The organism is Thiobacillus sp. 65-1402, from assembly GCF_001897685.1.
Classification (GTDB): Bacteria; Pseudomonadota; Gammaproteobacteria; order Burkholderiales; family Thiobacillaceae; genus Thiobacillus.
The window spans coordinates 53,665-78,302 of record NZ_MKUG01000102.1 but is presented as its reverse complement, the minus strand read 5'-3'; the positions used below and the strand labels follow the sequence as shown (position 1 = coordinate 78,302).

Sequence of the window (24,638 nt, the reverse complement as noted above, 5' to 3'; positions counted from 1 at the left end):
ACGCACTGCGTATTCACTCCGTCCCTCGCGTCAGTCCATCGTGTCGAACAGCAGTTGCCCGCGCTGGCGAAGATTTTCGATATCTTTTGCAAGGTTGGCCTCGGCCAATTCGCGGACGTGTACCCAAGTCTCGCGCATCTCGATGCTCTCGGAAACAACCCTTTCCTCGGCCTCGTCGGCAAGGCTCAGTTGCACAGGGTGCTCGTAGAGCACGCCACGCATCCAGCCGTCCTGTGCATAGACCTCAACCAGGCCATGCATGGGGTGCATGGCCATGCTGCCAGCCGGGCACTGGAAACCCGCAAGGCCCACCACCTCAGTCATCTCCAGCTCCATAACAAACCATCAATATTTAATGTGGATGCCAGACTTTCCGTTGTCACGGGAAGCGAAACAGCGCTTACTTCTTGACGCCGTTCACCAGGCCCTTCAGCGTCGCGCCTGGCTTGAACGCGGGAACCTTGGACGCCTTGATTTTCAGCTCTTCGCCGGTCTTGGGGTTGCGGCCGATGCGCGCGGCGCGCTTGCGCACTTCAAACGTGCCAAAGCCAACCAGCGTGAGGGAGTCACCTTTTTTGAGAGTGCCCGAGATGATGTCGATTAGCGCGGCGACTGCACGCTCAGCATCCGCCTTGGTGGAATCGGTCTGAGAGGCCAGTGCGTCGATGAGTTCTTTTCTGTTCATGTTTGTAATCTCCGTTGGTGAGTGTGGACAAGTCCGTTGCGGATTATTGTGAATCCCCGGGCTGCTGGCAATGTCTTAATTTCAGGGTTACGGAATCTGTTGTGGAGAGGGCCAGGACCATGGCCTTCGATAGAGTGATCGATCGACTGGCCCACGGCTATTCCCAATTGAGCCATGCAGCCACAAAGCGGCTTCGACTGCCTGGGGCGGTTGTTGGCCATGAAAGGGTACTGACGAGGCGGGGGAAAATGTTACTGGGCGGCAGGCGTAGACCAGAAATCTGCCGGTCTTAGGGTTGGCATGAACGGCAAGTTGTTAGCCTTAGCAGTCTAATGATGCCCGCTTTGATATAGTCTGCAATCGGCATAAAGCCGTTCTTCAGAGATACCTTTCAGTTTGGGTAATGGCGGGTTGCTCCGTTCTCACTCTGTCCCAATGAAAAGATCGACAGACAAAAAGGGCTTAGGGCTGGTGGCAAGCAATAACGGTAAAGACAAATCTCTCGAGTCCTGGATCTGGGACGCCGCGTGTTCCATCCGTGGCGCCAAGGATGCGCCGAAATACAAGGACTACATCCTCCCCCTCATCTTCACAAAACGCCTGTGCGACGTCTTCGACGATGAAGTGAACCGCATCGCCAAGGAAGTCGGTTCGCGCAAGAAGGCCTTCCAGCTCGCGAAGGCCGACCACAAGCTGGTGCGCTTCTACCTCCCCCTCGTGCCGGACGATCCCGAGCAGCCGGTCTGGTCCGTCATCCGCAAGCTCTCCGACAAGATCGGCGAAGGCGTCACCACCCACATGCGGGCCATCGCCCGGGAAAACCCGCTGCTGCAGGGCATCATCGACCGCGTCGACTTCAACGCCACCACCCACGGCCAGCGCGACCTCGACGACGACCGCCTCTCCAACCTCATTGAGGCCATCAGCACCAAGCGCCTCGGGCTCGAGGACGTCGAGGCCGACATCATCGGCAAGAGCTACGAATACCTGATCCGCAAATTCGCCGAGGGCGGCGGCCAGAGCGCCGGCGAGTTCTACACCCCGCCCGAGGTCGGCACCATCATGTCCCGCGTCCTCCAGCCCGAGCCCGGCATGGAAATCTACGACCCCACCTGCGGCTCCGGCGGCCTGCTCGTGAAATGCGAGATCGCCATGGAGGAAAGCGCCCAGGGCAAAAAGCGCACCGTCGCGCCCCTGAAACTGTTCGGCCAGGAATTCACGCCCGAGACCTGGGCCATGGCCAACATGAACATGATCATTCATGACATGGAGGGCCAGATCGAAATCGGCGACACCTTCAAGAACCCCAAATTCCGCAACAAGCAGGGCAAGCTCCGAACCTTCGACCGCGTCGTCGCCAATCCCATGTGGAACCAGGACTGGTTCACCGAGGCCGACTACGACAACGACGAACTCGACCGCTTCCCCGCCGGGGCCGGCTTTCCCGGCAAATCCTCTGCCGACTGGGGCTGGGTCCAGCACATGCACGCCAGCCTCAATGACAAGGGCCGCGCCGCCGTCGTCCTCGACACCGGCGCCGCCTCCCGCGGATCGGGCAATGCCGGCACTAGCAAGGAAAGGGACATCCGCCAATGGTTCGTGGACCATGACCTCATCGAGAGCGTGCTCTACCTGCCCGGAAACCTCTTCTACAACACCTCCGCCCCGGGCATCGTCCTTTTCATCAACAGGGATAAGCCCAAGACCCGGGCAGGGAAGGTCTTCCTCGTCAACGCCAGCCAGGTCTTCGAAAAGGGAGACCCCAAAAACTTCATCCCCGACGCAGGCATGCAGCGCATCGCCGACACCCTCATCCAGTGGAAGGAAGAGGAAAAATTCAGCCGCATCGTCGATCACGCCGAGCTGAAGAAAAACGACTACAACATCTCCCCCAGCCGCTACATCCACACGAGCGACGCCGAAACCTACCGTCCCATTACGGAGATCGTCGAGGAGTTGAAAGTCATCGAGGCCGAAGCGCGGGAGACGGACAAGGCCTTGAATGAGATCCTGAAGAAGCTTGGGGTATGAGTAGTAAGTTCAAAAACCTCAAAACCGATTCGCTGCCGTCTCACTGGTCGGCGGATTTCTTCGGCAATCTCGTCGACTACAAGCTTGGAAAAACCCCCCCGCGTGCCAGCTCTATCTACTGGAAGGAAGGCAAATATCCTTGGGTCAGCATCTCGGATATGACTCCTCACGGCGTAGTCACGAAGACTGCCGAGAAGGTCTCACAGGAAGCATACGACACGGTCTTTCGTGGGAGGCTTGTTCCGGAAGGAAGTCTGTTGATGTCGTTTAAGCTGACAATTGGCCGGATGTCACGGCTTGGGGTTCCTGCGTTTCACAATGAAGCGATAATCTCGTTTCAACCTGATCCAGAGAAACTCAGCGACGACTACATCAGCTACTACCTCTCGCAGATCAACTACAAGGATTACCAAGACACCGCGATCAAAGGCCAGACTCTGAATAAGGGGAAATTAAGCGCGCTGGAAATAGCACTCCCCCCACTCCCCGAGCAGAAGAAGATCGCGCGCATCCTTTCGACTGTGCAGCGGGCGATCGAGGCGCAGGAGGGGATCATTCAGACCACCACCGAGCTGAAAAAGGCCCTCATGCACAAGCTCTTCACCGAAGGCCTCCGCAACGAACCCCAAAAACAAACCGAAATCGGCCCCGTTCCTGAGAGCTGGGAGGTGGTGGAGATCGGTGACGTCTTCAAATTCACCAGCGGGAAAACCAAGCCGACGGACACTGCCCCCGAGCCTTCCGCTGAGCGGACAGTCCCCGTGTATGGAGGAAACGGGGTGCTGGGCTACTCGGCACAGAGCCTACTTGATGAGGATGTGCTAATTCTCGGGAGGGTTGGCGAATACTGTGGATGCGCTCACCTCACAGCGCCGGTCTCGTGGGTGACTGATAACGCGCTCTACACGAAGGAGGAGAAGCGGTCCGTGAATCGCAGTTACGCTCGGACTCATTTCGAGTACCTCAACCTCAACCAATACAGCAACAAGATGGGGCAGCCGCTGATCACCCAAGGAATCATTAACCGGGTGAAGTTCGGATTTCCGCCTCGCGAAGAACAAGACGAACTCGCGAATGCTTTTGAGACCATCGACACCCGCCTCAACCAAATCAGAGCCAAGCAAACCCAACTCCAAGACTTATTCCGCACCCTCCTTTACGAACTGATGACCGCGAAGACCCGCGTTCACAAACTTGAATTTTCAACGGGAGGCAACTCCATATGAGTTCACTGAACATGCGAGAGAAGCGGGTTCTCGAAGATTTTCTCGGCATGGGCGGGGGCTACGTCCTGAATTTTTCCGACCGTACCTTCGGCGAATTCGTCCATGAAGCCGTCGATATCGAGATTCACTCGGATGAATACTCGATTCACGGTTCATCAAAGGCCAAGAAGTTGCGCGCTTTCTGGGAAGTCGAGTCTGACTACCTTGTGGGGCGATTGCTGAACGCGTTAATCGACTACGCGCAAGATACTGCTCGCGAACCCACTGAAGAAGCCAAAAAGTTGGCGGAACGTGCCCGAGAAATCGCAAGCCGCCTCCTTGCCGGTGGCCCGAGCCTCGATGATCTGAAGCAGAAAGCAAAGTCCCTCGATGCGAATCATCTTGCGGAACAGATTCGCCGTATGGAGGACTCGGTCGAGACTGATCCAAGCCTGGCCATCGGCACAGCTAAGGAACTCATCGAGACCTGCTGCAAAACAATCCTCTCTGAACGCGGACAAGAGATTTCCGGTACCCCTGACATTCCTACGCTAACGAAGGCCACATTGAAGGAACTGAACCTCGTTCCTGAAGGAGTTCCGAACGCAGCGCGTGGCGCGGATGTGATCAAACGTCTCTTGAGCAATCTATCGACAATCGGCCATGGCTTGGCCGAACTGCGCGGCCTTTATGGCACAGGTCACGGACAGCACGGTTCAACCTCTGGACTCACAACTCGCCACGCGAAACTGGCAGTCGGGGCCGCTTCTACGCTGGCCGTCTTCCTTTTCGAAACTCACGAGCAAACCAAATGAGTGACTATTCAATTGAGCTAGCTGCTGAGCGCATAGTTGACCCCAGAACGAAGCGGTATTTTGCGGAGGTTTATGGAAACTACACGATAGGCCACTATCGTTCGGCGGTCGTCATGCTTTGGTCTGTTGTTGTAACTGACATTCTCTTCAAGTTGGACCAACTTGAACACGCATATTCCGATGCAGTAGCTAAAAGCATTCTGGCTGAGATTGGTGAACTTCGGAAAAACAACCCTAAGTCGCCGGAATGGGAGGGAGAACTCGTCAGCAAGGTTGCTTCTCGCACCGATTTGCTGGACCCAGCTGAACTTTCATTTCTTCAATCGCTACAGGCGCATCGGCATCTATCTGCTCACCCAGTGATGACGAGTAGTGATGCTCTTTTCTCTCCTAATAAGGAGACTGCGCGCGCCCATATCCGAAACGTTCTTGATGGGGTTCTGACAAAACCGCCCATCATGTCACGCAAGGTATTCGATACCTTCATCGAAGATGTGGAGCAGGTTGCGAATCTTGGACTGGGTCTGAATGATCTGACGAAATATCTCGAAGCGAAATATTTCAGGCATTTCTCGTCGGCGACATTCGCTCACATTTTCAAAAGTTTGTGGCGTGTTTCTTTCAAATCCACGGATGCGAGATGCGAAGCTAATCGAGCTGTCAATGCACAGACCCTGGAAGTGGTTTATGCAAAACACCGTGCTGAGCTAGTCAACGTAATTACCGCTGAGCGTGAATGGTTCAGCGACGTAGCGTTCGTTGATAGCACGTTGCGCGTGATGACAGGATTCTTTCGTACCTATTCCGAAGTTTTTACTTTGCTAACAGATGCTGTCAAAACACCCATCCAGAATTACGCAGATTTGTCGTTGGAGAATTTCGCCAGCTGCTGGTTCGTTAGCGAAAGCCCGGATTCTCATATGAATGAAGTCATACGACGCATTGATGAGCGCGAGGTCCTGTCTGGTGATGCTTTCATCCAGCTTTGCAGATCATTAAGCACGTGCGATGCGATCAATAAAGTCTATCTCGCGGGAATCAGGCTTTACTGCCAAAGCAGCAGCTTTGACACCGCTGATACTAGATTCCAAGAAGTCATAAAACTTTGTATCCAAGGATATTCCAAAGAGCATTTTGAAGCGTTTCTTGGTGGTTGTGAAACATGCTACAACGGCCAGGCCGTCTACCGGGGCCGTGCCACGCGAGACCACAGGGAATTGAAGATGGCTTTGGACGAAAGGTTTCCTGAAATCGATTTGGATCAGTACCCCGCATTCAAGCACTCGATTGAATAGCCATGCCCACCCCCGGAGAACACAAAACCGTCCAAGCCCGCATCCTCGGCTACGCCGAGGCCATCGGCTGGACGTTTGTGCCCCGCGAGGAAGCCGAGCAGCGGCGCGGCTTTGATCCGGACGTGCCACCCGCCGACCGCGCCAGGAACCGTTCGCTCTTCTTCGACGATCTGCTCGACGCCAAGGTGCGGGAATTCAACCCGCGCTACGCCGAGGCCGAGGGCGCCTTGCTCGGGCAGTTTCGCCATCTGCATACCGACATCTACGGCAATCGGGAATTCGTCGAGCACCTGCGCAACCGGGGCAAGTTCTTCGACCACGAGGAAAAGCGCGAGCGCGACCTGATCCTGATCGATTACGACGATCCGGCGCGCAATGTTTACGAAGTTACCGAGGAGTGGGCTTTTCACAACGGCCACTACGGCACGCGCGAGGATGTCGTCTTCCTGACCAACGGCATCCCGGTGCTGGTGATCGAGTGCAAGAACGCCAACAAGGACGAGGCGATTGCCCTGGGGGTGGACCAGATCCGCCGTTACCACCGCGAGACGCCCGAGCTGTTCGTGTCGCAACAGCTTTTCACTGCCACCGACGCCATTGGCTTTTCTTACGGGGTGAGCTGGAACACGGTGCGGCGGAACATTTTCAACTGGAAGGATGAGGAAGTCGGCAAGCTGGAGGCCAAGGTGAAGAGCTTCTGCGCCATCCCGCAGGTGCTCGCCTTCCTGAAGGACTACATCGTCTTTGCCGAGAAAGACGAGGAGCTGAACAAATACATCCTGCGCCAGCACCAGACCGGCGCGGTGGAGGCGACCGTCAGCCGCGCCCTCGATCCTAAACGCGCGCGCGGCCTCGTCTGGCACACCCAGGGCAGCGGCAAGACCTTCACCATGATCAAGGCGGCGGAACGGCTCTTCCGCGCACCCGGGGCGGACAAGCCGACCGTGCTGCTGATGATCGACCGCAACGAGCTGGAAGACCAGATGCTTAAGAACCTCGCCGCGCTTGGCCTCGGCAATCTAGAGCACGCGAGCAGCATCGCCCGGCTCAACCAGCTGCTGCGCGACGACTACCGCGGCATCATCGTGACGATGATCCACAAGTTCCGCGACATGCCGGCGAATCTGAACCTGCGCTCGAATATCTACGTCCTGATCGACGAAGCCCACCGCACCACTGGCGGCGACCTCGGCAACTTCCTAATGGCCGGCCTGCCAAATGCGACCTACCTCGGCTTCACCGGCACCCCGGTGGACAAAACAGTGTATGGCAAGGGCACCTTCAAGACCTTCGGCTGTGAGGATGACCAAGGCTACCTGCACAAGTATTCCATCGCCGACAGCATCGAGGACGGCACGACACTGCCGCTCTACTACCAGCTCGCACCGAATGAAATGCTCGTGCCGCACGAGACATTGGACAAGGAGTTCCTTTCCCTTGCCGAAGCCGAAGGCGTGGCGGACATCGAGGAGTTGAACAAGATCCTTGAGCGGGCGGTGAACCTGAAGAACTTCCTCAAGGGCAAGGAGCGGATCCAGAAAGTGGCGCAATTCGTCGCGGAGCACTACCGCGAAAACGTCGAGCCACTCGGCTACAAGGCTTTCCTCGTCGGCGTGGACCGTGAAGCTTGCGCCCATTACAAACACGCGCTCGACCAGTTTCTGCCTCCCGAGTATTCCGAAGTTGTTTACACCGGCAGCAACAACGACTCCAAGCTGTTGAAGGAATTCCATCTCGACCCGAAGAAGGAGCGGCAGATCCGCAAGAGTTTCGGCAAACTCGACCAGATGCCGAAAATTCTCATCGTCACCGAGAAACTGCTCACCGGCTTCGACGCGCCCGTGCTCTACGCCATGTATCTCGACAAGCCGATGCGCGACCACACGCTGCTCCAGGCCATTGCCCGGGTGAATCGCCCCTACGAGAACGAAGCGCAGGAGATGGTGAAGCCCCACGGCTTCGTCCTCGATTTCGTCGGCATCTTCGACAAGCTGGAAAAGGCGCTGGCCTTCGACAGCGAGGAGATCAACGCCATCGTCAAGGACCTGAAGCTGCTCAAGGTGCTCTTCAAAAACAAGATGGAGTCCAAGGCTCCGGAGTATCTCGGTTTAATCGAGCGCAACTTCAACGACAAGGATGTCGACACCCTGATCGAGCATTTCCGCGATCCGGAGCGGCGGAAGGAGTTCTTCAAGGAATACAAAGAAATAGAGATGCTCTACGAGATCATCTCGCCCGATGCCTTCCTGCGCCCGTTCATTGGCGACTATGGAACCTTATCGGCGATCTACCAGATCGTCCGGAAGGCCTACACCAGGACCGTGATGGTCGACCGCGAGTTTCAGGCCAAGACCAACCATCTGGTGCAGCAGCAGGTCGGCAGTTATGGCGTGGGCGGTCTGGGCGAGATTGTCGCGATCGATGGCAATACCATTGAGCTGATCAAGAACAAGAGCGGCGGGGATGGCACCAAAGTCATCAACCTGATCAAAAGCATTGAAAAACTGGCCGAGGAAGGTAGCGACGACCCTTACCTCATCGCCATGGCAGAACGTGCGAGGGCGGTTCAGGAGAGCTTCGAGGACCGCCAAACCAGCACTGCCGAAGCTCTGGCCGAATTGCTGCGTGAAGTGGAAAGCAATGAAACGAGGAAGAAGGATCAGGCCGAAAAGTCTTTCGATGGCCTGACCTATTTTGTCTACCGCAGCCTGCTGGACGCGAAGATTCAGAACGCAGAGGCGGTCAGCCGGAAGATTCGCCACGCCTTCACCGAGTTTCCGAACTGGAAACGCAGCGAAAGCGCCATCCGTGAACTCCGCAAGAAAGTGACCTTCGCCATCTTCGCGGAAACTGACGACCTGAATCGGGTGACGGCGATGGTGGATGAGTTGTTTACGCTGCTGGAAAAGGCGGATCGGATTTAGCGGCAATGAAGGCAATCGATCACAAAGGCCAGTTCAAACAGCGCGTCCGGCTATGGGCCGACAAGCTGGACGTAAAGATCGTCTGGTTGGGTGTGCGGCCGATGAGGAACAAATGGGCATCGTGTTCGACCGCGGGCCATTTGAATTTCAGCGACGAACTGCCCGGCCTGAAACCCGAGCTATGGGACTACATCATCGTCCACGAGCTGCTCCACTTCTTCGTGCCAAACCACGGAAAACTTTGGAAAAGCCTGATGCGCGCGCATCTGGGCGAATATGAAGCACATGAAGGCGAGTTAAAGCGGATCGCGGGCAACAAGGCGCCGCAGCGTACGCACTGACGCACGCTGGTGACTTATCGTTGAATGACCGCATCGGAACAAGCCTAAGGACGGCTATGGGTACGGAGCGGAAGTTCAAGTTGGGACGCCCGTCCGTCTCTTCATCGGCCAGAGCCGCCGTATGCGTACTGCGCCAGTCGGGTCAGCTAAGCACCGCTCACCGGCCATTGACTATAAATGCCGATGAATGACCAACTCCGGCGAATGCGTACGATAGAACTCTTGGTGAAAACGCTGGAATCTGTAGAATCCGGCACATGCGCCGCTTCATCGCCCTGATCATCATGCTCATCGTTCCGCTCCAGTTCGCCTGGGCAGCGGCGGCCGGGCTGCATGGGCATGCGGGGAAGGATGTGGCCACCTCGGGCTTTCATACCCATGATCATGACCACCATGAAAGCGCTCATCCAGATCACGACTCCAATGGCGACACGGATAATCAGGATCACAACGAAGACGGACATCATGGACACTACCATCCCGTCTTCACCTCCATCATTATGGAATCCGGCGTCACGCTGGATATAGCCTTGTCCGGCGGGCCGATTCTTCATCAACCCGCGGCCTTTTTGTCCCGCACCCCCCCGCTTCTCGACCGTCCCCCTCTAGCGCGCGCCTGAACCGGCGAGCGCTTGCTCTAACGCGGCTTTGGGCCGTGTTCTCCTGTCGCACGCCGGTGTTCTTCGTCCCCTGTTTTGATCACGAGGAAGACCATGCGATTCACGCTATCCGTATGTCTGCTCGCGCTGCCGTTGGCAGTGTGGGCACAAACCCCGCTTACCGAGGCCGAGGCTGTGCGCCTGGGTCTGACGCGCGCCGATTTCGCCGATCTTGAGCGCGGCGCGGTGCAAGCTGCCGAGGCCGATGTCCTTGCCGCCGGCCTCTTCCCCAATCCCACCCTGAGCTACAGCCGGGAAAGCGTTGATGGCTCGCTGGACACGGTCGAACAAACCTGGATGCTCGAACAAGCCTTCGACATTTCCGGGCGTCGTGGGCTGCATCGTGAAGCAGCCAGCCGCCGGGTGGCTGCCGTCACCGCCGGCAACGCCACCCGGCAACTCCAAATGGCCGCCGAAATTCGCCGCAGTTTCCATGAAGTCCTGTTCCGGCAGGAGACCATCCGCGTGACCGAAACCTGGGCGCAGCGCTTCGCTCGGGTCGAGGGCATGGTTGGCAAGTTGGCCCGCGCAGGCGAGGCTTCCGGCTATGACCGGCGGCGCCTTGCCCGCGAACGGCAGACGGCGGAAGCCCGGCTGGCGGCCGAACGGGCCGAACTGGATCGATCCCTGGCGCACTTGGTGGCGCTCACCGGCGCACCCGAAGTCCCCCTCCTGAAAGGCGAGCTATTGCCTTCGGCCCCTGTTCCGGTCGAAACGGTATTGACCAGCCTCGACCAGCGGCCCGACCTGCAGGCACTGTCCCGTCGTGCAGAGGCAGCCGATCTGGAGGGGCGTGCCGCCAAGCGCGGTGGCATTCCGGAGGTGACCGTGGGGGTCGGACCCAAGTATGTCGATAACGGCATCACCCAGGACAACGGTGTGGCACTTTCGCTTTCCGTTCCGCTGCCGGTGTTCGACCGCCAGCAGGCCGGGCAGCAGCGCGCGGTGGCAGAAGCCCTGCAGGCGCGCGCCGAATACCGCTTGGCAAAGAGCCGCGCCGAGGGCGACCTGCGCGGCCTCAATCGCCAGGCCGAGGGCCTGCGCGCAACGGCAATCGACTATCGCAGCCGCGCAGTGGCGGCTTCCCCCGAATTGTTGCGCATCGCGGAAACCGCCTATCAGGGCGGCGAATCCAGCCTGCTGGAATTGCTCGACGCCTACCGCAACACCCTGGAGACGGAAACCACCGCCCTCGAACTTGAAAAGCGGGCACGAGACGCCCGCATTGAATATGACCTGTTGACCGGGAGCGTCGACCAATGAACAAGACCCTGATTAGATCTATTGGCGCATCCCTTTGCGCCGCCCTCTTTCTGATGGGCTGCAGCCGTGACCACGAACATGCCGAAGACGGCAGCCATCCCCCTGCGGCGGAAGCTGAGGCCGCACACGGCCACGGCGCTGGCGGTGAAAAGCTCACCCACTTCAGCGACCGTACCGAACTGTTCGTCGAGTTCCCGCGGCTGGTGGTCGGCGAGAAATCCGCCTTTGCCGCGCACCTGACCACGCTGGCCGACTTCAAGGCACTCACCGGCGGCAAGGTCACGGTCCGGCTGTCGGGCGGCGGCCAGCCCGACGAGGTGTTCAGCGTGGAAGGCGCCAGCCAGCCCGGCATCTTCCGCCCCGAGGCCATGCCGAAGCATGCGGGGGATCGCGATCTGACGATCGAGGTCGCCACCCCTGAGTTCAGCGCGACGCATGAACTCGGTCCGTTCACGGTGTATCCCGACCGCAAGGCCGCCGAGGCCGAGCCGGCTCCGCACGACGACGAAGGCATCGGCTTCACCAAGGAACAGCAGTGGAAAGTCGACTTCGCCACCGCCGAGGTGGTGACGCGTCCGATCCGCACGGCAGTCAACGCGACCGGTGTCTTGCGCGCCCGCCCGGATGGCGAGGCCCAGCTCACTGCCGCGGCAGTGGGACAGGTGCAGTCCGCAGGCACCTTCCCGCGTCTGGGCCAGCAGGTGAAAAAAGGCGAACTGCTCGCCTATCTGGTGCCGCGCATGGGCGGCGAAACCGATCTCGCCACCCTGCGGGCGGCCGCGAACAAGGCTCAGGTTGAGCTCGATCTCGCCCAGCAAGAGCTGGCACGCATGGAAACGCTTTTCCGTGAGGAAGCGGTGCCGGAGAAACGGGTGCTCGCTGCACGTGCTGCCGTAGCCTTGGCACGCGCCGAACTGACGGCCGCGCAGCAGCGGCTGGGTCAATACGGTGGCGCCGGTGGCGGCATCCCCGTCCGTGCGCCGGTGTCCGGCACGCTGGCAGACGTGCGTGTGTCGCCCGGGGCGTTCGCCCAGGAGGGCACGCTGCTGTTCCACATCGCCGACCGCAGCAAGCTGTGGCTGGAACTGCGCGTTCCCGAATCCGACGCGGCGAGGCTGGCCAACCCGACTGGCGCCGCCTTCCGCGTGGCGGGCGACGAACGCAGCATCGAGATCATCCCCGGCAAGAGCGGACGGCTGATCGCCGTCGGCGGTGTAGTGGATGCCACCACCCGCACCGTGCCGGTGGTGTTCGAGTTCACCGCACCCGACCGGAATCTCCCCATCGGCATGGCGGTGCAGGCGCAGGTGTTCGCCGGCAGCGTGCGCGAAGCGGTGGCGATTCCGGCGTCGAGCGTGCTCGACGAGGGCGGCATGAGCGTGGTGTTCGTGATGATCGGCGGCGAATCCTTCGAGCGGCGCCAGGTGCGCCTGGGCGCACGCGAAGGCGACTGGGTCGAAGTGCTGGAGGGTTTGACCCCAGGCAGCCGCGTCGTCTCGCGCGGCGCCTATCTGGTCAAGCTGGCGTCCACCGGCACCGCGCAAATTGGCCACGGCCATGCGCACTGATCGGGGGATGCCAACATGATCGGACACATCATTGCGTGGTCGCTGCGTAACAAGCTTTTCGTCGTCTTGGCCGGGGTTTTAATCCTGGCCTGGGGCGGCTGGCAGGCGGCCAAGACACCGGTCGACGTCTTCCCCGACCTCACCGCGCCGAGCGTGACCGTGGTCACCGAGGCGCGCGGCATGGCGCCGACCGACGTCGAGAACCTCGTCACCTTTCCCATCGAGACTGCGCTGAACGGCGCGCCCGACGTGCGCCGGGTGAGATCAAGCACCAAGATCGGCCTGTCGGTCGTGACGGTCGAGTTCGAGTGGGGCACCGATCTCTACAAGGCCCGCCAGGTGGTGGCCGAGCGCCTGCAACTGGCGCGCGCCTCGCTGCCTGAGGACATCCCGGCGCCCGCCATGGCACCGGCTGCCTCGATCATGGGTGAGATCCTGTTCATCGCCCTCGCTTCCGACAAGCACGACGGCATGACGCTGAAAAACACCGCCGAGCAGGTGATCAAGCGGCGCGTGCTGGCAGTGCCCGGCGTGGCCGAGGTGCTGCCCATCGGCGGCGACACCCAGCAGTTCCAGGTGACGCTGAATCCCGAGCGGCTGGCGGCCTACGGCCTCACCGTCGACCAGGTCGCCGACGCGCTGCGCTCTGCTAACCAGAACACCTCGGCCGGCTTCATGGTCGAGGGCGGGCAGGAATACCTGATCCAGGGTCTGGGCCGTATCGCGACGCTGGCCGACATCGGCGACATCGTTGTCACCCGGCAGGCCGGCCAACCGGTGCTGGTGCGCCACATTGCTGAGGTCGCCATCGGCCCTGCGCCCACGCGAGGTGTCGGTTCGCACAATGGCAAGCCGGCGGTGGTGCTGGGCATCCAGAAGCAGCCCGGCGCCAACACGCTGGAGCTGACCGACCGCCTTGACGCCACGCTGGAAGAAATCCAGGCCAGGCTGCCGAAGGGCATGAAGATCGAGCGCCACATCTTCCGCCAGGCCGACTTCATCCGCGTCTCCATCGACAACCTGATGAAGGCGCTGGTCGAGGGCGCGGTGCTGGTGGTGGCCATCGTGTTCGCCTTCCTGCTGTCGGCGCGGGCGACCGCAATCAGCCTCGTCGCCATCCCGCTGTCACTGGTGGCGGCGGTCCTGTCGATGAAGGCACTGGGCGCGACGATCAACACCATGACGCTCGGCGGCATGGCGATCGCGCTGGGCGCGCTGGTCGACGACGCGATCATCGTGGTCGAGAACATCGTGCGCCGCCTGCGCGAGAACCGCGCCAGGCCCGCCGAGCAGCAGGTCAACATGCTGCATCTGGTGTACGAGGCCACGCGCGAGATCCAGGGCTCCATCGTCTTCGCCACGCTCATCATCATGCTGGTGTTCCTGCCGCTGTTCTTCCTCTCCGGCGTCGAGGGACGCCTGATGGCACCGCTGGGCCTCGCCTACGTGGTGTCGCTGGCCGCCTCGCTCGCGGTGGCGATCACGGTGACGCCGGTGCTGGCGGCGCTCTTGCTACCGAATTCGAAGACCGTGCGCGAGAGTATCGAGCCGCGCTTCATCCACGGCCTCAAGGCAGGCTATCGGCGAGTGCTTGACGCGACGCTGACGCGCTGGAAGGCCGTAGCCGGGGTCAGCGTGGCGACGCTGGCCGTCGCCCTTGTCGCGCTCGGATTCGCCGGCCGCGCCTTCCTGCCCGACTTCAATGAAGGCACGCTCACCGTCGGCATGGCGACCTTGCCCGGCACCTCGCTGGAAGAGTCCGACCGCCTCGGACGCATGGTGGAGAACATCCTGCTGTCGCACCCCGAGGTGGTCGCCACCGCCCGCCGCACCGGCCGTGCCGAGGGCGATCCGCACGCCATGGACGTGTCGGCCTCGGAAATGGAGGTCACGCTGAAGATGGGCGAACGCAGCAAGGAAGACTTCCTCGCCGCGCTGCGCGCCGACTTTGCCAGCGTGCCCGGCACCCAAATCGTCGTCGGCCAGCCGATCTCGCATCGCATCGACCACATGCTGTCGGGCAGCCGCTCGAACATCGCGGTGAAGATCTTCGGGCCGGACCTCGGCGAACTGCGCCGGCTGACGGAAAGCGTGAAGTCCGTCGTGCAGGAGATCCCCGGCGCGGTCGACGTCACCGACGAGCAGCAGACCGACATTCCCTTCCTCACCATCCGCTTCGACCGCGCCGCGCTGGCGCAGCACGGCCTGTCGATGCGCGAGGTATCGGAGGCGATCGAGACCGCGTTCTCCGGAATGCCGGTCGACCGCGTGCAGCAGGGGCAGGCGAGCTTCGACCTGGTGCTGCGCTTCGACCCGTCGACGCGCGCCAGCATCGACGCGGTGCGCGCCACCCTCGTCACCACCGCCGACGGCGCGCGCCTGCCGCTGTCGGCGCTGGCCGACATCCGCAACGACCGCGCGCCCTACTCGATCAGCCGCGAGAACGTGCAGCGCAAGATGGTGGTGATGGCCAACGTCGCCGGGCGCGATCTGGCCAGCGTGGTGGCCGACATTCGCAAGGCGGTGGCGGCGGGGGTCACGCTGCCCGCCGGCTACCACATCGAATACGGTGGCCAGTTCGAAAGCGCCGAGGCGGCCTCGCGCACGCTGCTGCTACTGGGGGTGGCGGTGACGGTGGGCATTTTCCTGCTGCTGTTCATCGCCTTCCGCACCGCGCGCGACGCGCTGCTGGTCATGCTCAACCTGCCGCTCGCCATGATCGGCGGGGTGATCGGCGTGTTCGCCGCCGGCGGCGTGCTGTCGGTGGCGTCGATCATCGGCTTCATCACGCTGTTCGGCATCGCCACCCGCAACGGGGTGATGATGATCTCGCACATCCACCACCTGGTGGAGCACGAGGGCGTGACAAACGCGGCGGAAGCGGTGAAGCGCGGCGCCGAGGAACGGCTGGTGCCGATCCTGATGACCGCGCTCGCCGCCGGCCTCGCGCTGGTGCCGCTGGCGCTCGCCGCCGGCCAGCCGGGCAGCGAGATCCAGGCGCCGATGGCGGTGGTCATCCTGTGCGGCCTGTTGAGCTCGACGGTGCTGAACATGATCGTCGTGCCCGCGCTTTACCTGCGCTTCGGCGCGATCCACCAGCTGCTGGAAAATGGCGGCACACCTGACCGGCGCGCCATTGATGGCACCAACCTCGTCTGAATTTCTCAACTGATAAGGAGTCAAGCATGAAATCTTCCATCCTCTCGCTGTGTGCCGCCGCCGGTCTTGCTGCCGCGCTGAATGCCGCCCCCGTCTTCGCCGGCGCAGGCCACGACCACGGGCCGAAATACGGCGGCGTGGTGCGCGAACTCCACAACGTGGCCTATGAACTGGTCGCCAAACCCGACAGCCTTACCCTTTATGTCAGCGATCACGGCAAACCGGTCCCGACCCAGGGCGCCCAGGCGGAGGCCGTGATCTACGCCGGCAACGACAAGACCACGGTCAAGCTGGAGCCGGCCGGCGAGAACCGTATGGTCGCCAAGGGCAACTTCAAGGTCGGCGTCGGAGTGCGAGTGGTGCTCACGACGACCCTGCCTGGGAAAACCCCGGCGAAGGCGACCTTCAATCTGAAATAAGCCGGATGCGCCAGCCTCGTTTCCCGTGAGCAATCCACGCTCCGCCATCTGGCCAGCCCTGGCTGCGGCCGCCCTGTTCGGCGGGAGCACGCCGCTGGTCAAGCTGCTGGTGGGCGAGCTGCCGACCCTGCTGCTGGCCGGGCTGCTTTACCTGGGCAGCGGACTCGGGCTGGCTGCGATCCGCCTGCTGCGGGATCGCGGCTGGAAACCGAGCGGGCTGGCACCCGGGGAATGGCGCTGGCTTGCGGGTGCCATCGTCTTCGGCGGGTTGCTGGGGCCGGTGCTGCTGGTGTTCGGCCTCACCCATACCGATGCGGGCGTCGCCTCCCTCATGCTCAATCTGGAGGCGGTGCTTACGGCAGTGCTGGCTTGGGTGATCTTCAAGGAAAACGCCGACCGCCGCATCGTGCTCGGCATGCTGCTCATCGTCGCGGGCGGGGCAGTGCTCGCCTGGCCCGGCACCAGCAGCGAGCCCCCGGACTGGATCGGTCCCCTGGCCATCGCCGCCGCGTGCTTGTGCTGGGCCATCGACAACAACCTGACGCGCCGGGTTTCCGGCTCGGATGCCCTGTTCATCGCCGGGGCAAAGGGCTGGACGGCAGGCGTCGTCAACACTGGCCTCGCCTTGTTGTTGGGCGCATCCTTACCCGCCTGGTCCACCGCGGGCGCAGCCATGGCAGTGGGTCTGCTGGGCTATGGCCTGAGTCTGGTTCTCTTTGTGCGGGCACTGCGGAGTTTGGGCACGGCCCGCACCGGCGCTTATTTCTCCACGGCACCCTTCATCGGTGCCGCCATCGCCATCCTGCTGTTGGGCGAAGCGACGCCTGCGCCGTTCTGGGTCGCCGCCCTCCTGATGGGGATTGGGGTTTGGCTGCATCTGACCGAGCATCACGAGCATGTGCACACGCATGAGCCGCTCGAACACACCCATCCGCATGTTCACGACGCGCATCACCAACATGAGCACGATTTCGACTGGAATGGCACCGAGCCGCACAGCCATCAGCACAGGCATGCGGTCTTAACCCACAAACATCCCCACTTTCCGGACATCCATCACCGCCATGGGCATTGACCCCAGACTGATGGAGCCAAGAGAAATGTGGCTTAGGTGCGCAGAACGCCACCATCTGCTCTGGCCGCATACCGATCCCTCGCGTCTTTCATTCGGAGCGTCTGCTTAGGGTCGAGCAGCGGACTGAAGCGACGGCGTACCTAATGGTCCGCTCAGGCCGACGACCCGCCTGTCTGAGAGAGCCTCCCTCCGTCGCTTCTTTGGCCAAAGCGGTCGCACGAAGCGGGCCCACGGAACGCATGCTGGGGCAACCCCCTGGTTACAGTGTTGGCTGGCCAGGGGTTTTTTGCTGCAAGGTCAATGTTATAAGAATTTATATGTTATATTTTTCTATAACATACGGAAATGTACATGGACCAACGGAACGACAGCCCGCAACAACGCCTTACCCTTATGGAGCTTTTGCTGGTTTGGGAAGGGCGTATTTACCGTTCGCGGGTATGCGAGCTGTTTGGCATTGGTTTGCCTCGGGCCAGCCAATGGATCAAGGAAATCCGCGACCTGAACCCAACCTGGATGCAATGGGACAGCAAGTCCAGGAGCTACTTCGCTACGCCAGATTTCTACAAGCGGTACACCAAGGCCTCTCAGGCAGACATTTCCGAATCGCTTTCCCGTTACCTGTCCATGGTCGGGCTTCCCTATGCGTCGGCCATGGAAGATGGCAGTTCGGTGGCCTGGTCGGCGACGCCAAGCATCACCGCCCCGGCACCCAAGACATTCGCCAGCCTCGGAAATGCGATCAGACAGGCAAAAGCCGTCGAAATCGAATACATGTCGATGAGCGAACCGGCTCCGCATCGCCGCACGATCTATCCGCACAGCCTGGTTCTCGCCGGCCGCAGGTGGCATGTGCGCGCCTACAGTGAAACCAATCAGGAATTCCGGGATTACGCACTGGGGCGGATCCTCGAGGTGAAACCCTTGACGCGTCCTTCGGATCGCACCCGATTCGATGACCCCGACTGGAACACCAAGGTCAAGGTGCGGCTGGTTGCCCACCCTGAACTCTCTCCCGAACAGGCCAGGGTGATCCAGACCGAATTTTTCAACGGGACTGCAAGCCGTGTGGAAACCTGCCGCGCGGCGCTGGTTTCTTACTTCATCCAGGACGTTCGGGCGGCGATCGACACGGAAATTCAGCGGGCGCCGGACTATCAGATTGCGGTTGAAAATATAGAGGAGGTGGCTCCGTGGGTTTTCTGCCGCTAGGGATTGGTGGTGGTGCCGCATCCCTTCTTTTCGAGAGGGAGATACAAGACCGATGCGAGTGTCACCTCATGTCGAATACTCGCACGAACTGATAGACACCACTCAACCATCTGCTTAGGTCGAACATGATTATCCCAAGTTGATCCTGTCGTGCACTTCCGCCTAATTGTCTGCTCAGATCAGGAAGTGGACTGTCCGTCGTGTCATTGGTTAAACAGCTCTGCGTGAGTGCCTGTCCGCACAAAGTTGATGGCATTTCCATCAAGCTGATAGATCAGCAGGAAATCGCCGCCGATATGGCATTCCCGGTGATCGACCCACTCACCTTTGAGTGGGTGATCGAGCCATTCGGCGCCAAGGGGCGCATCGCTGGCAATCAGCAACATCATGGCCTCCTTGAGTCGATGCATGTCGTAGCGCCCCGAGCGAGAAAGGCGCTCCCAGTCTTTAAGGAAAGACTTGGTGTAATCCGATGCACGCGGCAGCGAGGCACGCTTACTTGCGGCTGTTTTTTTCGAGGTCATCGAACAGCGCGTCAGCGGTGGCAAAGCGGGTGCGGCGAGCGGCCATCATTGCGCGAGACTCTTCCATGGCCGCCAGCGTCTCAGCGTTCGGAACCTTGAGTTCGAGCGGGAATGTCTGATCGACGACCACGCGGCGTAAAAAAAGGCGGACAGCATCGGATACCGACATGCCCATCGCAGCAAGTGTTTCAGTTGCTTGCGCCTTTGTTTCATCGTCCACCCGGACGTGAAGCATCGAAGTGTGTGCGGACATGGTTAGACCCTCCTATGAGTTTGCCTATTGTGTATCTCATTTGAGATACAGTCAATGCCTGGTCAGGCTAGGATCATTCCCGCTCAATATTGATTCGAATCTGCAATCTGGAGCTGAGTACTTCAGTGGTCGGACCGCGCAGCGCCTTACCCAAGTTTTGCTGCGAGCCGTTCGGCCTGAAAGTGTGTATAGCGCTTAAGCATTTGCAGGGTTTTGTGACCGCTGACCGCAGCCAGTTCAAGCACCGAGAAGTCCCCACGTTCCGCAAGGCGGGAGAGGGCTTCGTGGCGCAAGTCGTGCCACGTGTAGTTTTCCAATTCGGCGCGTATGCAGGCCGCATTGAAGGCGTGGTGTAGGGTCATCCGTTCAACCGGGAGGACAACCCCGGAGATTTGTCGCGGTAGGCTTTTCAGCGTATCAATTGCGCGGCTCGAAAGCGGGGCGGCGCGAACTTCGCCATTCTTGGTTTGTAGCAGCATTGCTATACGTCGGCTGAAATCGATGTTTTCCCAGCGTAGGGCAAGCAGTTCGCCTTGCCGCATTGCAGTCTCGACGGCCAGCGTCAGGGCAGGGTAGAGCAGCTGGTTTCTGCTGCGCTGACATTGCAAAGCGAGTCTGTCCCACTCTTCAGGCGTGAGGCGACGGTCACGAGGTTTCGATTCGCTGGGCTTTCTGATCCGGGCAATCGGATTGCCTCGTGGAAGCAGGATTCCACACTCGGTTTCGGCAAACCCCAGCACCTTGGAGAGCAGATACAACTCTTTGCGGACCGTACTTTCACCTACGCCTTTGCGGTTGCTGGAAGGGGGAGGGTTCAGCCGTTCGTCTCGAAAGCGAGCAACGAGCTTCTGATCGATAGCGGCGAGGGAATAAGGCCCTAAAATTTCTCTCAGGCGCGCGCATTGGAATCGCCAGGCTTCTTTGCTATCCTCCCGCAGGCGGTAATGGGCAGGCGCAAATTCTTTGATGAAGCGGTCGATGATTTCGGAAAATGTTGTCCGCTCGGCTTCGCTGGAAGACTGAAATACACCTTTATCCATCAGTGCTTCGACCTGGCGCGCCCATTCGCGCGCCTCGGACTTTGTGGCAAAGGTTCTGGATTCCTGGGGGCGCCCTCGTCTTCTTACGATTGCTTGCCAGTAACCACTTTCACGTTGTCGGAGTGTTGCCATGATTTCGTTCCAAGTGTGCCCGAATTGTGCCCGAAAGCAAATTCAAATGGTGTTAATCAGCTTGAATGTGACGTCAATATTGGGGTATGATGCTCATAAATAACTCGCCTGGAAAGCGTGTTCAGGATAATATCCTGACGGGGGTTCGAATCCCCCCCTCTCCGCCAGTTGCCAAGTGTCGGCGTATCCCCGTGTGCAGCATACGGATGCCGGCGTCGAATGGCTGGCCGTAGCGCAATGCCGACGGCATTGCTGTATCTGCTCAGCAGCTTCCTCCAGACTTCCCGCCCGGGCCTGAATTGGGCGCCTGTCTCCCAATAGGTCGGCGCAGGCCGTGCATTTCAGGCTGCTGCGGCCTTGTTGCGTTCGATCAAGGCGTAGGCCGAGTGGTTGTGGATGGACTCGAAGTTCTCCGACTCGACTACGTACGAATCGATGCGCCTATCCGCATCCAGCGCCGCCGCCACATCGCGCACCATGTCTTCGACGAATTTGGGATTGTCGTAGGCGTGTTCGGTGACGTACTTCTCGTCCGGCCGCTTGAGCAGGCCGTAGAGCTGGCTTGACGCGTTGTCCTCGGCGACGCGTACGACATCCTCGATCCAGATGAAACTGTTGGTGCGCACCGTCAAGGTCACGTGCGAGCGCTGGTTGTGCGCGCCGTAGCGCGAAATCTGCTTGGAGCATGGGCACAGGCTGGTGACCGGGATGACGACCTTCATGCTCTGAAGGTAGCGCCCGTCGCGGATTTCGCCTACGAAGGTCACGTCGTAATCGAGCAGGCTCTCGACACCCGATACCGGTGCCTTCTTGTTGATGAAGTAGGGAAAGCTCATTTCGACGTGGCCGGAACGGGCTTCCAGCCGTTCCACCATCTGGCGCAGCATGTGTTCGAAGGACACCACCGATATTTCCCGCTCGTAGCCATTGAGGATCTCGAGGAAGCGGGACATGTGGGTGCCCTTGAAGTGATGCGGCAGATGCACGTACATGTTGAACAGGGCGATGGTGTGCTGCACGCCGCCGGTCTTGTCCAGGACCTTGACGGGATGGCGGACCGCCTTGATGCCAACCTTGTCGATGGCGATCCGGCGTGCGTCGGGCGTATTCTGGACATCGGGCATGGAAGCGGCCGTGCCGCCCGGGCGCGCGGCGGTACGGGGCAGTTCGGCTTCGCAGACGGTATCGCAAGTAATCATGGGTGGCTTTCTGTAAACGGAGCCATTACGGCAGGAATCTGGAAACCTGTTTCAGCACTTCCGGTCCGGGCGTGCCATAGGGAATGATTTTCACCAACTTGCCGCCGGTGTCGATCAGGTAGGTGTTGACCGTGTGATCAACGGTGTAGCTCGATCCGGTCGGCACGTAGCGGAACTGGGCGCCATACTGGTCGGCCACCTTGCGCAGTTCCTGTTCGCTACCGGTCAGGGCCAGGATTCCCCCGCCGAAGTGCTTGATGTAGGGGTCGAGCACGTCCGGGGTGTCGCGCTGCGGGTCGACGCTGATGAAAATGGGCTGCACCAGGTGGCGTTTCTCGGGCGGCAACTGAGCGAGCAGTTGCTGGAACTGGAGCAGTTCGGCGGGACACATCTCCGGACAGTAGGTAAAGCCGAAATACAGCAGCACGACCTTGCCCTGCAGGGACGACAGCGAAACCGGCTCCCCGCTGGTAGTGCGCAGCATGAAATCGCCCCCCAGCGTCGTCGTTGCCCATGACGGGCCAGCCAGGCACAAGGCAAGCCAGACCAGCAAAATACGCAGCGCCTCCAACATATCGTTCCTTTGCGGAATGAAGATGGGAAGCGTCAAGCAGGAGACATGCCATGAAGATGCCGGGGTGCCGGAGCCACGGCCGGAGTTGCCGCCGGGGTGTGCCGTGCCCGATAAAAGGAATGCCGGGCGTTGTCATGCTGGGTGTCCCGATTACGTGACAATTTGTCCCGCGCCCTTCGTCGGCTCGGGTATATTCAATACCAAGGTAGGGAGCCTTAATCTGCTGCGCCTTAAGAACAATAAACATCCAGAGTCGTTGTTAATGGTTTGGCGTGGATATTGCTTTCGTGAGGATGAGAGTGATGGAGAGGCAAGAAATCTTGGAACATGCCCGTCAGGTAAACGCGGTGGTGGGGTTGGGGGGGGCGATGGAACCGGTGGAAGTGGTGCCGGCGATCGCGCGCTCATGGAACCGATGCGCCCACGACTTCGGCCTCGATCCGGTGAGGGATGAGCCGGTCGTGGTTCTCGACAGTCGCGAACTCAAGGAACGCCAGGAGCCGCTGGAGCGCTTGCGTGCCATTGCCCAGGGCGAAATGGCGACGCTTTATCAGCAGCTGGCTGGTTCCGGTTTTTCGGTGCTGCTGACCGACCGTGAAGGCGTGGTGCTGGATTTTCTGGGCGACCCGACGTTCACCAAGACTGCCGCCGAGTGCGGCATGGTGGAAGGCGCCCTGTGGAGCGAGCGCCACCAGGGAACCAATGGCATGGGCACCTGCGCCATCGAGCAGCGTCCGATCCTGGTCCACCACAATGAACATTTCCTGTCGCGCAACATCGGCCTGACCTGTTCGGCCGCGCCCATTTTCGACTCCGAGGGCGGCCTGCTCGCGGTTCTGGATGCTTCCAGTTTCTCCCACATGGCGCAGCAGCACACGCTGGTGCTGGTCAACATGTCGGCGCAGATCATCGAGAACCGTGCATTCCTCTGCCGTTTCCGCGACCAGTATGCGCTTCGTTTCCATAGCCGCCCCGAACTCATCGGTACGTTGTGGGAAGGCGTCCTGGCGCTGGACGAGGAAGGTCGCATCCTCGCCGCCAACCGCAGTGCGCTGTTCCAGTTCGGCTACAAGAAACCGGCCGACATGGTCGGCCTGCAGTTGCGCGACCTGTTCAATACCGGCATGGCCGCGTTGATCGGCCACAAGAATCTGAGCTGGCTCAACCCGGTTCCGCTCTACGAAGCCCGTCAAGGCAATCGTTTCTTCGGCCTGATGCGCCCGCCGGAACAGCAAGGCCCGTCGGCGGCTGCGCCCGCGCGCCGTGCCGCGCCTGCGGTCGCGGTGCCGGGCAACCCCAAGGTCGTGCACCTGGAGGAGCTGCAGTTCGGCGATCCGACCATGGAATACAACGTGCGCTGTGCCAAACGCGTACAGGACCACGACATTCCCATCCTGCTGTCCGGCGAGACCGGCACCGGCAAGGAAATCTTTGCCCAGGCGATCCATTACGCGCAGGCGGGCGTAAACCGGCCTTTCGTCGCAGTGAACTGCGCGTCGATTCCGGAAACCCTGATCGAAAGCGAATTGTTCGGCTACAAGTCGGGCGCCTTCACCGGCGCCAACCGCGAAGGACGGCGCGGCAAGATACTCCAGGCCAATGGCGGCACGCTGTTCCTGGACGAGATCGGTGATATGCCGGTCATGTTGCAGGCTCGCCTGCTGCGCGTACTGGAAGAGCGCGAGGTCATCCCGCTGGGCGGGGAAATCCCGATCAAGGTGGACCTCAAGCTGATCAGCGCCACCCACCGCAACCTCAAGGAACTGGTTGCCGAGGGCCGCTTCCGCGAAGACCTGTACTACCGACTGCAAGGCATCACCCTGACCCTGCCGCCATTGCGCGAGCGCCAGGACAAACGCGAGCTGATCCGCCACGTTCTTGCCATGGAGTGCGGCGCCAGAGAAGAGGCCGTTCTCAGCGAGGGGGCGCTGCGCCAGCTGGAAGCCTATTCCTGGCCGGGCAATATCCGGCAGTTGCGCAACGTCCTGCGCACTGCGCTGGCGATGCGCGAGGGCAGGGAGATCACGGTCTATGACCTGCTCGAGGAAATCAGCCGGCTGACGCCGGGTGCACAGCACGCGGAATGCGCCACGGAGGCGGCGCCCCTGTCGTCGCTGGAAACGGCGGAGCGCGACGCTATCCTGCACAACCTGGAGAAGTTCCGCTGGAACGTTACCCTGGCTGCCCGCCATCTCGACATCAGCCGCAACACGCTGTACCGCAAGATGAAAAATCTCAATATCCGCATCAACAAGGAGGAATGAA

Annotated in this window: 21 protein-coding genes; 14 read left to right on the top strand and 7 right to left on the bottom strand. The window is 60.5% G+C overall.

Annotated features, from left to right (window positions below; genetic code table 11):
• Positions 1 to 30 precede the first annotated feature (30 nt).
• Both BGO62_RS08665 and BGO62_RS08660 read right to left on the bottom strand, forming a co-directional pair.
• Positions 31 to 336 (bottom strand): hypothetical protein, encoded by a 306-nt coding sequence (locus BGO62_RS08665; RefSeq protein ID WP_296641386.1) that lies wholly within the window; start codon positions 334 to 336, stop codon positions 31 to 33.
• A gap of 64 nt (positions 337 to 400) precedes the next feature.
• On the bottom strand, positions 401 to 685 hold the full coding sequence (locus BGO62_RS08660) for an HU family DNA-binding protein (protein ID WP_296641382.1): 285 nt from the start codon (positions 683 to 685) through the stop codon (positions 401 to 403).
• A gap of 471 nt (positions 686 to 1,156) precedes the next feature.
• On the opposite strand from BGO62_RS08660, the gene BGO62_RS08655 reads away from it, so the two are divergent.
• The 13 genes from BGO62_RS08655 to BGO62_RS08595 all read left to right on the top strand — a co-directional run bounded on the left by BGO62_RS08655 (position 1,157) and on the right by BGO62_RS08595 (position 18,651).
• Positions 1,157 to 2,716 carry a class I SAM-dependent DNA methyltransferase gene (locus BGO62_RS08655; RefSeq protein ID WP_296641379.1) on the top strand — a complete coding sequence of 520 codons (1,560 nt, stop codon included), beginning with the start codon at positions 1,157 to 1,159 and terminating at the stop codon, positions 2,714 to 2,716.
• On the top strand, positions 2,713 to 3,942 hold the full coding sequence (locus BGO62_RS08650) for a restriction endonuclease subunit S (RefSeq protein ID WP_296641374.1): 1,230 nt from the start codon (positions 2,713 to 2,715) through the stop codon (positions 3,940 to 3,942). The genes BGO62_RS08655 and BGO62_RS08650 overlap by 4 nt, the downstream gene beginning before the upstream one ends.
• Positions 3,939 to 4,736: an abortive infection family protein gene (locus BGO62_RS08645; protein WP_296641372.1), complete on the top strand. Its 798-nt coding sequence runs from the start codon at positions 3,939 to 3,941 to the stop codon at positions 4,734 to 4,736. The genes BGO62_RS08650 and BGO62_RS08645 overlap by 4 nt, the downstream gene beginning before the upstream one ends.
• Positions 4,733 to 6,031, top strand: a complete 1,299-nt coding sequence (locus BGO62_RS08640) for a hypothetical protein (protein ID WP_296641369.1) — start codon at positions 4,733 to 4,735, stop codon at positions 6,029 to 6,031. The genes BGO62_RS08645 and BGO62_RS08640 overlap by 4 nt, the downstream gene beginning before the upstream one ends.
• A gap of 2 nt (positions 6,032 to 6,033) precedes the next feature.
• Entirely contained in the window at positions 6,034 to 8,955 is a 2,922-nt protein-coding gene (locus tag BGO62_RS08635; protein ID WP_296641367.1) for an HsdR family type I site-specific deoxyribonuclease, read from the top strand.
• A 5-nt stretch (positions 8,956 to 8,960) separates the two neighbouring features.
• Complete coding sequence (locus tag BGO62_RS08630) at positions 8,961 to 9,296, top strand: M48 family metallopeptidase (RefSeq protein WP_296641366.1); 336 nt, start codon at positions 8,961 to 8,963, stop codon at positions 9,294 to 9,296.
• A gap of 257 nt (positions 9,297 to 9,553) precedes the next feature.
• Positions 9,554 to 9,916 (top strand): hypothetical protein, encoded by a 363-nt coding sequence (locus tag BGO62_RS08625; RefSeq protein ID WP_296641364.1) that lies wholly within the window; start codon positions 9,554 to 9,556, stop codon positions 9,914 to 9,916.
• Between the two features lie 93 nt (positions 9,917 to 10,009).
• Positions 10,010 to 11,218 carry a TolC family protein gene (locus tag BGO62_RS08620; protein WP_296641333.1) on the top strand — a complete coding sequence of 403 codons (1,209 nt, stop codon included), beginning with the start codon at positions 10,010 to 10,012 and terminating at the stop codon, positions 11,216 to 11,218.
• Between the two features lie 53 nt (positions 11,219 to 11,271).
• Entirely contained in the window at positions 11,272 to 12,786 is a 1,515-nt protein-coding gene (locus tag BGO62_RS08615; protein WP_296641331.1) for an efflux RND transporter periplasmic adaptor subunit, read from the top strand.
• 15 nt (positions 12,787 to 12,801) lie between these two features.
• A complete protein-coding gene (locus BGO62_RS08610) occupies positions 12,802 to 15,945 on the top strand; it encodes an efflux RND transporter permease subunit (protein ID WP_296641329.1) in 3,144 nt (1,047 codons plus the stop codon).
• 26 nt (positions 15,946 to 15,971) lie between these two features.
• Complete coding sequence (locus tag BGO62_RS08605; protein WP_296641327.1) at positions 15,972 to 16,364, top strand: hypothetical protein; 393 nt, start codon at positions 15,972 to 15,974, stop codon at positions 16,362 to 16,364.
• Between the two features lie 25 nt (positions 16,365 to 16,389).
• A complete protein-coding gene (locus BGO62_RS08600; RefSeq protein ID WP_296641324.1) occupies positions 16,390 to 17,439 on the top strand; it encodes a DMT family transporter in 1,050 nt (349 codons plus the stop codon).
• Positions 17,440 to 17,790: 351 nt separating this feature from the next.
• Positions 17,791 to 18,651: a WYL domain-containing protein gene (locus tag BGO62_RS08595; RefSeq protein ID WP_296641321.1), complete on the top strand. Its 861-nt coding sequence runs from the start codon at positions 17,791 to 17,793 to the stop codon at positions 18,649 to 18,651.
• A gap of 203 nt (positions 18,652 to 18,854) precedes the next feature.
• Here BGO62_RS08595 and BGO62_RS08590 read toward each other — a convergent pair whose 3' ends face one another.
• The 5 genes from BGO62_RS08590 to BGO62_RS08570 form a co-directional block, all read right to left on the bottom strand.
• Positions 18,855 to 19,175 carry a type II toxin-antitoxin system YafQ family toxin gene (locus BGO62_RS08590; RefSeq protein WP_296641315.1) on the bottom strand — a complete coding sequence of 107 codons (321 nt, stop codon included), beginning with the start codon at positions 19,173 to 19,175 and terminating at the stop codon, positions 18,855 to 18,857.
• A complete protein-coding gene (locus BGO62_RS08585; RefSeq protein ID WP_296641313.1) occupies positions 19,147 to 19,428 on the bottom strand; it encodes a type II toxin-antitoxin system RelB/DinJ family antitoxin in 282 nt (93 codons plus the stop codon). Before BGO62_RS08585 ends, BGO62_RS08590 begins: the two co-directional genes overlap by 29 nt.
• A 146-nt stretch (positions 19,429 to 19,574) precedes the next feature.
• Complete coding sequence (locus BGO62_RS08580) at positions 19,575 to 20,600, bottom strand: site-specific integrase (RefSeq protein WP_296641311.1); 1,026 nt, start codon at positions 20,598 to 20,600, stop codon at positions 19,575 to 19,577.
• A gap of 341 nt (positions 20,601 to 20,941) precedes the next feature.
• Positions 20,942 to 21,724, bottom strand: a complete 783-nt coding sequence (folE2, locus tag BGO62_RS08575; protein ID WP_296641405.1) for a GTP cyclohydrolase FolE2 — start codon at positions 21,722 to 21,724, stop codon at positions 20,942 to 20,944.
• 100 nt (positions 21,725 to 21,824) lie between these two features.
• Positions 21,825 to 22,373 (bottom strand): SCO family protein, encoded by a 549-nt coding sequence (locus tag BGO62_RS08570; RefSeq protein WP_296641310.1) that lies wholly within the window; start codon positions 22,371 to 22,373, stop codon positions 21,825 to 21,827.
• 320 nt (positions 22,374 to 22,693) lie between these two features.
• Between BGO62_RS08570 and BGO62_RS08565 the strand changes: the two genes are divergently transcribed.
• Positions 22,694 to 24,637: a sigma-54-dependent Fis family transcriptional regulator gene (locus BGO62_RS08565; RefSeq protein ID WP_296641308.1), complete on the top strand. Its 1,944-nt coding sequence runs from the start codon at positions 22,694 to 22,696 to the stop codon at positions 24,635 to 24,637.
• Position 24,638 lies beyond the last annotated feature (1 nt).